This window comes from Dehalococcoides sp. (assembly GCF_041654235.1).
GTDB lineage: Bacteria > Chloroflexota > Dehalococcoidia > Dehalococcoidales > Dehalococcoidaceae > Dehalococcoides > Dehalococcoides mccartyi_B.
Genome location: NZ_JBAZDW010000058.1, coordinates 1 through 7,708, shown reverse-complemented (window position 1 = coordinate 7,708; position 7,708 = coordinate 1). Strand labels below are relative to the sequence as shown.

At 48.8% G+C, this 7,708-nt stretch carries 8 protein-coding genes; all 8 read right to left on the bottom strand.

All coding sequences use genetic code 11. The annotated features are described in order from the left end of the window. Positions 1–1,102: hypothetical protein (locus tag WC259_RS06790; protein WP_372643771.1), on the bottom strand; the 1,102-nt coding region annotated here is incomplete at its 3' end. Beyond that, positions 1,099–2,022 (bottom strand): glycosyltransferase family 2 protein, encoded by a 924-nt coding sequence (locus WC259_RS06785; RefSeq protein WP_011928658.1) that lies wholly within the window; start codon positions 2,020–2,022, stop codon positions 1,099–1,101. The genes WC259_RS06790 and WC259_RS06785, both read right to left, overlap by 4 nt. 15 nt (positions 2,023–2,037) lie before the next feature. Continuing rightward, positions 2,038–2,688, bottom strand: coding sequence for an SIS domain-containing protein (locus tag WC259_RS06780; RefSeq protein ID WP_011928659.1), 651 nt, complete (start codon positions 2,686–2,688; stop codon positions 2,038–2,040). Between the two features lie 28 nt (positions 2,689–2,716). Beyond that, entirely contained in the window at positions 2,717–3,694 is a 978-nt protein-coding gene (locus tag WC259_RS06775; RefSeq protein WP_011928660.1) for a GHMP kinase, read from the bottom strand. Beyond that, a complete protein-coding gene (locus tag WC259_RS06770) occupies positions 3,691–4,401 on the bottom strand; it encodes a nucleotidyltransferase family protein (RefSeq protein WP_011928661.1) in 711 nt (236 codons plus the stop codon). The genes WC259_RS06775 and WC259_RS06770 overlap by 4 nt, the downstream gene beginning before the upstream one ends. A 2-nt stretch (positions 4,402–4,403) precedes the next feature. After that, complete coding sequence (locus WC259_RS06765; RefSeq protein ID WP_011928662.1) at positions 4,404–5,345, bottom strand: NAD-dependent epimerase/dehydratase family protein; 942 nt, start codon at positions 5,343–5,345, stop codon at positions 4,404–4,406. After that, a complete protein-coding gene (locus tag WC259_RS06760; RefSeq protein WP_372643766.1) occupies positions 5,338–6,333 on the bottom strand; it encodes a glycosyltransferase family 2 protein in 996 nt (331 codons plus the stop codon). Before WC259_RS06760 ends, WC259_RS06765 begins: the two co-directional genes overlap by 8 nt. Beyond that, positions 6,326–7,558: an HAD-IIIA family hydrolase gene (locus WC259_RS06755; protein WP_061977050.1), complete on the bottom strand. Its 1,233-nt coding sequence runs from the start codon at positions 7,556–7,558 to the stop codon at positions 6,326–6,328. Before WC259_RS06755 ends, WC259_RS06760 begins: the two co-directional genes overlap by 8 nt. Positions 7,559–7,708 lie beyond the last annotated feature (150 nt).

Below are 7,708 nucleotides of genomic sequence, written 5' to 3'. Positions count from 1 at the left end.
AAATTACTATAGCCACTCCTTCCAGAGCAAGGAGTGAAAAATCAAAACGGTTGCGGTATTTGAGGGATAAAAGCACACCCAGAACCGCCAGCCCGGCAAACAGCCCGGAGAAAATAAACCGCGCCCGCGAAATCTCCAGAAAAGCCGCCCCTGCATCTCCCCCTCCACTGGAGGAAGAAAACTGGAAAAGGTTTTCAAGCTCAAAGGCACGGTTAACAAAATCCGGCAGCTGGGAATCAAACTGGGTAGCCGCCCCGTAAATAGTCCAGCAACCCACCAGCATCCCGGCTAATATTCCCAAATTAAATCCCTTTACCAGACGGCTCAAAGTTAAAGCCCCCACACACAGCAAGGCCACTATAGAGGTCAACAGGTGGCTGACGGTCAGTGCCGCCAGCACCAGAATAATAACCACCCGGTGGGAAACGGCGTTACCCTCAGAAGCTGAAAAACCGGGGCTGGTAATAATGGCTAAAAGGCAAATCAAAAAGAAAACCCCCACTCCTTGGGGCACAAAATAAAGCTGGGCTACCCAATTCGCCAGATAAAATACCCAGATAGCTGCAAAACGGTGATTGGGGTTGGGAATAATATTCTTAAACAAACAATATAGAGGCACAAGTATCAAGACTTGCATAAGAAACGGCCCGTAAAAGGCCATAAAATCCAGACAGGAAGTACCTGCCACAGCCGACAGACTGTAATCCAGTATGAAAAACCCCGGCCAGTTGTGAAATGTATACCCAGCTGGGTCAATACCGCCGGTCTGGCTTATAAACTGGGTATTGGGGTAATAAATACCATATGCCCACTGGGCGGAAACCGGGCTGGACTGCATGATAACCGGACTCAGCCAGAGCATGGCCAGCATTATAAAAGTATATAAACACAGTAAACGGGTTTGGGAGGCACGCATCTTCCAGAGAAAGACTGACCCAAGGCACAAAAAACCCAAACCGGATACAAAAAGAAGCATTGGCGGTTTGAGCATAGTTCCCATATCCGGGTTAAAACCATCTCCCGAAAGGCTTAAACCCCACAGAACCAGTGCCAAAATACAAAACAGCTTTGAAGACGCAAGCAAAGCAGACTCGTTTTTCAACGCTTCAGCCTGAAATTAAAATATCCACCCAGCCATGCCAGCTGGGCCAGCGGCAAGTACCATAAGTGCAACAGGTTGCGATATTTCACTGCCAGATACAGAGCCATCACTGGGGAAGCTAAACGCGATAATACACACGTCACCCTTTTGGAAAAACCTGTCCGGCATATGTCCAGATAAGCGGCATCACCCCGTCCCCAGTTGGCGCGCTGACGCCACAAAGCAGGTAAATCCCCCGGAGGGGAATGCCCCACCCGCCCGTCATTTGCCCAGACCGCTTTATAACCTGCCTGGATAGCCCGTCCGGATAGAATAATATCTCCGGGATACGCCAGCTTCGGATACAGATAATACAAATACAGTTCAGGTGCAAACCCGCCGGTTGCTTCCAGACACTGGCGGCTGGCCATAAAACACGGCCCGCTGGTATACTCTGCACCGAAACCCACCACCCGGTGATACCAACGCCCGAAGAGTGAAGAGCGAGCTTTTGGTAAAAGACGGTTACGGTGATAGTCCCACCACTGTCCGGCACACCTGCCCAAACGGCTCCCGTCCGGACTGAACGAATATACACCCACCAAACCCACTTGCGGGTCTGAAAACATATTCAGAACACCCACCAGGCTGATTTTTTCCAGATAGGCATCACTATCCAGAAAAAGGACATATTCCCCCGAACATATTCCCCAACCATACTGATAACCGAAGTAAACCCCTTTGCCGGGTTCATAATATATCCTTACAGGATAATTCCCGGCTATGCGGCAGGTAGCATCTGTACTACATGCGTCCACTATGATAATTTCGCGGATAAGGCTGCTCCGGTAAGCAGGCATAAGCGAATCCAAACACGCCTTTATAGTGGAGGCACTGTTTCGGGTACAGATTACTACCGAAAGGCTCATTATCTTTTCCAAGGAACTATACCTAATCTAGACAGTTTCTTTTTCTATACGGGCTTTTACCATGCAGGAAAATATATGCCCAAGACTCAGATGCACATCCTCCACCTGCCCGTAATCACAGCTGGAAAGGACTACACAAATATCACAAATCTCTAAAAGCCGCCCCCCACCGAAACCGGTTAACCCCACCGTAGAAGCACCGCATTCATTGGCGTACTCCGCCGCCCGCACCACATTAGCCGAATTGCCCGAACAGCTTATAGCTATCAAAACATCTCCGGGCTCTATCTGACCGATAAGCTGCTCGGTGAAAATAGATTCGTAATTGACATCATTTGCCAGAGAAGTGATGAAAGCCACATTGTCAGCCAAACTGCAGGTACGCAGGCGGGGTTTGCCCCGAAGAGATGTGCCTATACGCAGGTCACGGGCCATATGCGAAGCAGTAGAAGCACTTCCCCCGTTACCCACAATGAATATCTGGCGGCGGCGGGTATAAGCCTGATAAATCAGCTCGGCTACCCCGCATATATCCTGAGCGGTCAGCTCCTCCAAACAGTGGCTCAACCCCCCCAGATAACCGCGAAGCAGGCAATCCATATCTTTTTCAGGCTTGGAATCTGTTGTTTTGGGCGTGTTTTCCTTACTGCCGGGGTTACTTGGCTTGCTGATAATCATAATTTACCTCCGTTTAATGTCTTAATCTTTATAAAACATAAATTATTTTGCTGCCCTCAGGTTCAAACTCAAAGTCCACCTGCGGCAAATCGGAAAGTGCCTTGCGTATGGCAGTATGCCTGTCTGGCGGTGCGCACACCAGCAAAAAACCGCCTCCCCCTGCCCCTAAAATCTTGCCTCCATAAGCTCCGGCATTCAGGGCAGACTGGTAACATTTGTCTATATAAGGGTTTGAAATACCCCGGCTGAGGTTCTTCTTGGCAAGCCAGCCTTTATGTAAAATAGCCCCGATATCTTTCGGCACAGCATGGTCAAGCAGGCACTCACGGCAGGAAACTGCCAGTTCAGTCAGGTAAGTTAAATTTTTGAAACTATCCGGACGGGTGGTGGTTGCCTGTTGCTCAGCCAGAATAGTACCGGCCTGACGGGAAGAACCGGTATAAAAAAGGAGCAGACTTTCACTGAGGTTTGCCTTAAGTTCGGTCTTCAGCGGCAAAGGAGAAACCCCCACATATTCGTCTGGTTCAAACCGAAAATGGCACATACCCCCATAAGCGGCAATATACTGATCCTGCTTGCCGATAGGCTCTTTCAAGCAGTCTATCTCTATCCGGCAGGCCTGTTTGGCCAGTTCCTCAGCTGACAAAAGTTTGCCCTGATAGGCATACAGGGCATTTAACAGCCCGACTGTAAAGGTACTGGATGAACCCAGACCGGTGCCGGCAGGTATATCAGCTATAGAAACAATCTCTATCCCACCGCTTATACCGGTAAGTTTCAAAGCCTCCCTTACAATGGGATGGCATATTTCCTCTACCGTATTCACTATCTCGGTAGAGGAGTAACTGATACGGATAGTACTGTCAAAGCGTTTGTTGACAGTTATGTACATATATTTGTTAATAGCAGTGCTTACCACCTCACCGGCTTTCAGGGAATAAAAAGCCCTAAGGTCAGTACCTCCGCCCGCAAAGCTTATCCGGAAGGGTGTACGGCTGATAATCATGCCGTCTGGTTCTCCAGATAATTGCAGAAGGTATATATGCCCTCCACCGTACCCACGTCATAAAAACACTGCTTCACCGGGTAAGCCAACATCCGGCGGGTGTTTGCCAGCACCGGGAGTATAGCCCTCTCCAGCGAATACGGCTTACCCTCCTCCAGAGTAGCAAACAGGCTTTTTTTCAAGATAAGCGCTCCGGCATTTACAAACTTTAACTCCGGCAAATGGCTGTCTTTTTCATAACATCTAACCAGCATGTTTTCATCAAGTGCCACATCATTGCGGGCATTTATACGCCCGTTCCTGTTATCATAAACTGCCATAAGGGCATCCCGGCCACTTTGGGTATAGGTTTGCCAGGCATGCAGGTAGTCCATTTCCAGATAGGTATCCCCGTTTATTACAAAAAACTCATCTTCCAGATACTCTTCAGCCTTTTTCAAAGCTCCGGCCGTACCCAGCAATTTTTCCGTTTCCTGACTGTATACCAGCTTTAGCCCGTATTCATCTCCCTGCATAAAGCTATCTTTTACCATTTCACCCAGATGACCTATGCAAAGCACCGCCCTGTCAAAGCCTTGTGATTTCAACAGGCGAAACTGGTGGTGCAGAAAGGGACGCCCGGCCATGGGTAACAGGCATTTGGGGATATTTTCGGTAATGGGTCTGAGTCTGGTAGCCAAACCACCGCAAAGTATTACCGCCTGCATAGTTAAATCTCCTTCAGAGTTTCTTTAATTGCCAGTTTGACAGCTTGAAGTGAACTGAAGCGGGGCTTAAAACCCAAACTGCAAATGCGGCTGATATCAAAACGCACCTGAGGGGCATCTCCCCGCCAGCCACGCTCACCACCCTCGTAGCTGTAGCAGACATTTTTAAGCCCCATTTCCGAGGCTACCATGCAGGCAATGTCCCTGACTGATACCGAATCAGGTGTGCCCAGATTATACAAACCCAGAGTTTTGGTTGATTTTTCAAACCCCAGTAAAATACCGGCAACACAGTCACTGACATGAAGATAGGGTTTGCTCTGGCTTCCATCACCCAGTACCGAAAGAGCAGCCGGGTCTTTCTTTAAGCGGTTTACAAAGTCATATATCACCCCGTTACGCCGCCGGCTGCCTACAACATTGGCAAAGCGAAACATGGTGGCTTTCAGCCCGTACAGATGGCTGTAAGCACTTACCAGCCCTTCTCCCGCCAGTTTGCTGGCACCATACAGGGAAATGGGCAGAAGCGGACCGTAATCCTCATCCAGCACTGTCAATCCGCTTTCTCCATAAACAGCCGCACTGGAAGCAAACATCAGCCTGCCCACCCCGTTTTTACGCATGGATTCCAGCAGGTTATGGGTAGCCAGAGTATTATTCTCAAGGTCTATACTGGTATCTCTGGCACTGTTTTGAACATTGGCATGGGCAGCCAGATGAAATACTGCTTCACAGCCCTTTACGGCTGAATCCAGCAGATTTGTGTTGGTAAGATTTCCATTTATTACTGTCAGTTCATCCCCGTGGTCACAGACTTTAAGGTTTTCAAGTGAACCGTTTGACAGGTTATCCAGAACCCTCACCTTAAAACCCTGCCCCAGCAGGGCATCTGCCAGATGGCTGCCGATAAAACCGCAGCCGCCGGTAATCAAAACCTCAGGCATTTACCGCCTCCTTGTCTGCTATAAATCTGGCCGAGGCAGCTCCCCGCAAATACCCCCAGCCGGCAGAACACAAGATATTTAAAGTAGTCAGAATAGTTAAAGCGGATTGGCGGGGTTTAAGGGGCAGATTTAACAGGCTAAGGGGAAGAAGATGGAGAATAATCCGCTTAAGCAGTCCCCGCTCTTCAGACAAAACCCCCTTAAGATTGGTCTCCTTGCTCAGCCTGTATTTAAAAACCGCCTTGGTATACCCCTCCCAATAGGCTCTTTTAGCAATAAAACCCGGCTTCAGACGGTATTTATACACCCGGTGCATCACTTTTACTTCAGGTGCATATAAAATATGTAAACTGCTAAGTCTGCAAATGCGCAGGCAAAATTCGGTATCCTCCCCCACCAGTTCTGATTTACCGTGACAGCCGCCGCCCTTGGCACCCAATTCAGGGTTGAAACCCTGTCCGCCCTCAAAAGCTTCACGACGGAAAGCCATGTTGGTTCCCCAAGCATTTCTGATATAACCACGGCTGCGTGGAAGGCAAGGCATAGAGCTTATAACCCAGTTAAACTCAGACGGGAACCAGCTAAGGCCGGGATGTTCCCACCAAGGCAAGGCCGGACCGGTAAGACCTATGATTTTTTTATCCCCTGCAAAACACTGGGCTATGCAGGCAAGCCACTCCGGCGAAGCGGCCGCATCATCATCTATAAAGGCTATGATTTCGCCCTGTGATTTGGCCACCCCCAGATTGCGGGCACTGGCCAGTCCGGGTATGCCTTCATTAAAGAACAGTTTGAAATTGCGGTTGTGAGGGTGTTGTGCCAAGCAACGGTTCAGACAGGAAAAAAGCTGGCCGGATTTTTCAATAACCAGTATTACTTCAAAATTGGTATATGACTGGGATTTGAGGCTATCTATGAGGGACAACAAATCGGAATAACGCTCCATGCTATAGGCTGAAACCACTACCGAAATAAACGGGTCAGCCATGGAAATTCTCCCGCAGTATAGTCCGTAAAATACGGGCACCGTCATGGAAACTTCTAAGTTTGCCTGTTCCCGCCAGCCTTCTTGCTTCGTAGCTGGGAACTTCCTTTACTTTCAGCCCTATACGGGCTGCACGTATATACATTTCGGTATCTATCTCAAACCCGTCACTCCTCAGGCAGAGACTATCCAGTATCTGGCGGCGAAAAGCATGGTAACCGTATACCAGATCTGTATAATGGCAACCGCATACCAGATTGGCCATTTTGGTAAAGATAAAATTGCCGAAACGGCGAAAAAGAGGCATATCTGAAGTACCGCCACCCCGGCAGAAACGTGAACCCTTAACCATCTGGTAACCCTCAAACAAAGGCCCTATGTAACGGGGAAGTTCTTCAGGGGCCAGTGACCCGTCTGCGTCCAAGGTCACCACGATATCTCCGGTAGCGGCTTCGAAACCCGCCCGCATGGCATTGCCTTTGCCCCGGCCGGGCTGGTTTATCACCTTTATTTCCGGCCACAGCTGAAGGGCCTTTTCAACAGTCCTGTCGGTAGATTTACCATCCACCAGAATAACCTCGGTAATACCCGGAACACACCTAAGACGGGGTAAAACACAGCCGATATTCTTTTCTTCATTCAGAGTGGGGATAACCACTGAAACAGACGCCTTGCCTGCCGCATCTGCCAGTACCCAATCTACAGCAGTGGTAAAATCAGCCGCCAGAAAAGACGGACGGCTGTCAGGAGCAACTTCCTGTTTAAAATAGTCTGTTTCGGGGGGAGCATAAGGCACCAGCACTGCCTGACAACCTGCCCGGTTAGCCGCCTGAATATCTATAAAACGGTCACCTATAAAATATGAACGGCCGATATCAATACCGTATTTCTCAACCACCATATCAATAAGCCCAGTCGCCGGTTTACGGCAGGTGCACCCCTGACCGGGGTGATGGGGACAATAAAAAATATCATCCAGACGGGCACCGAAACAGTCCAGTTCTTCTTTGAGTTTGTTATGGATTTTGCCTAAAGTCTCTTCAGAAAAATAACCTCTGGCTACCCCGGATTGGTTAGTAATCAAAATGACCAGGTATCTTTGGTCATTTAATCTCTTAATAGCTTTGCCAACCCCGTCCAGTAAGCGAACGCGTCTGGGAGAATTGCAATATGGCACGTCTTCCACAATTGTGCCGTCCCTGTCAATAAATATAGCCTTTTGCTCCATTTGCATCCTGTTTTTTCGCTTATTGTCACTATGATAAGCCTGCTATATGTCATTTGTCAATAGTTTGTGCCTATTTATTACGCACTGTCATGGTCATTTGGCGTATTAGGCTGTTATGACCCTTGGCACTAGCTTTAGTGTAAAATGCTT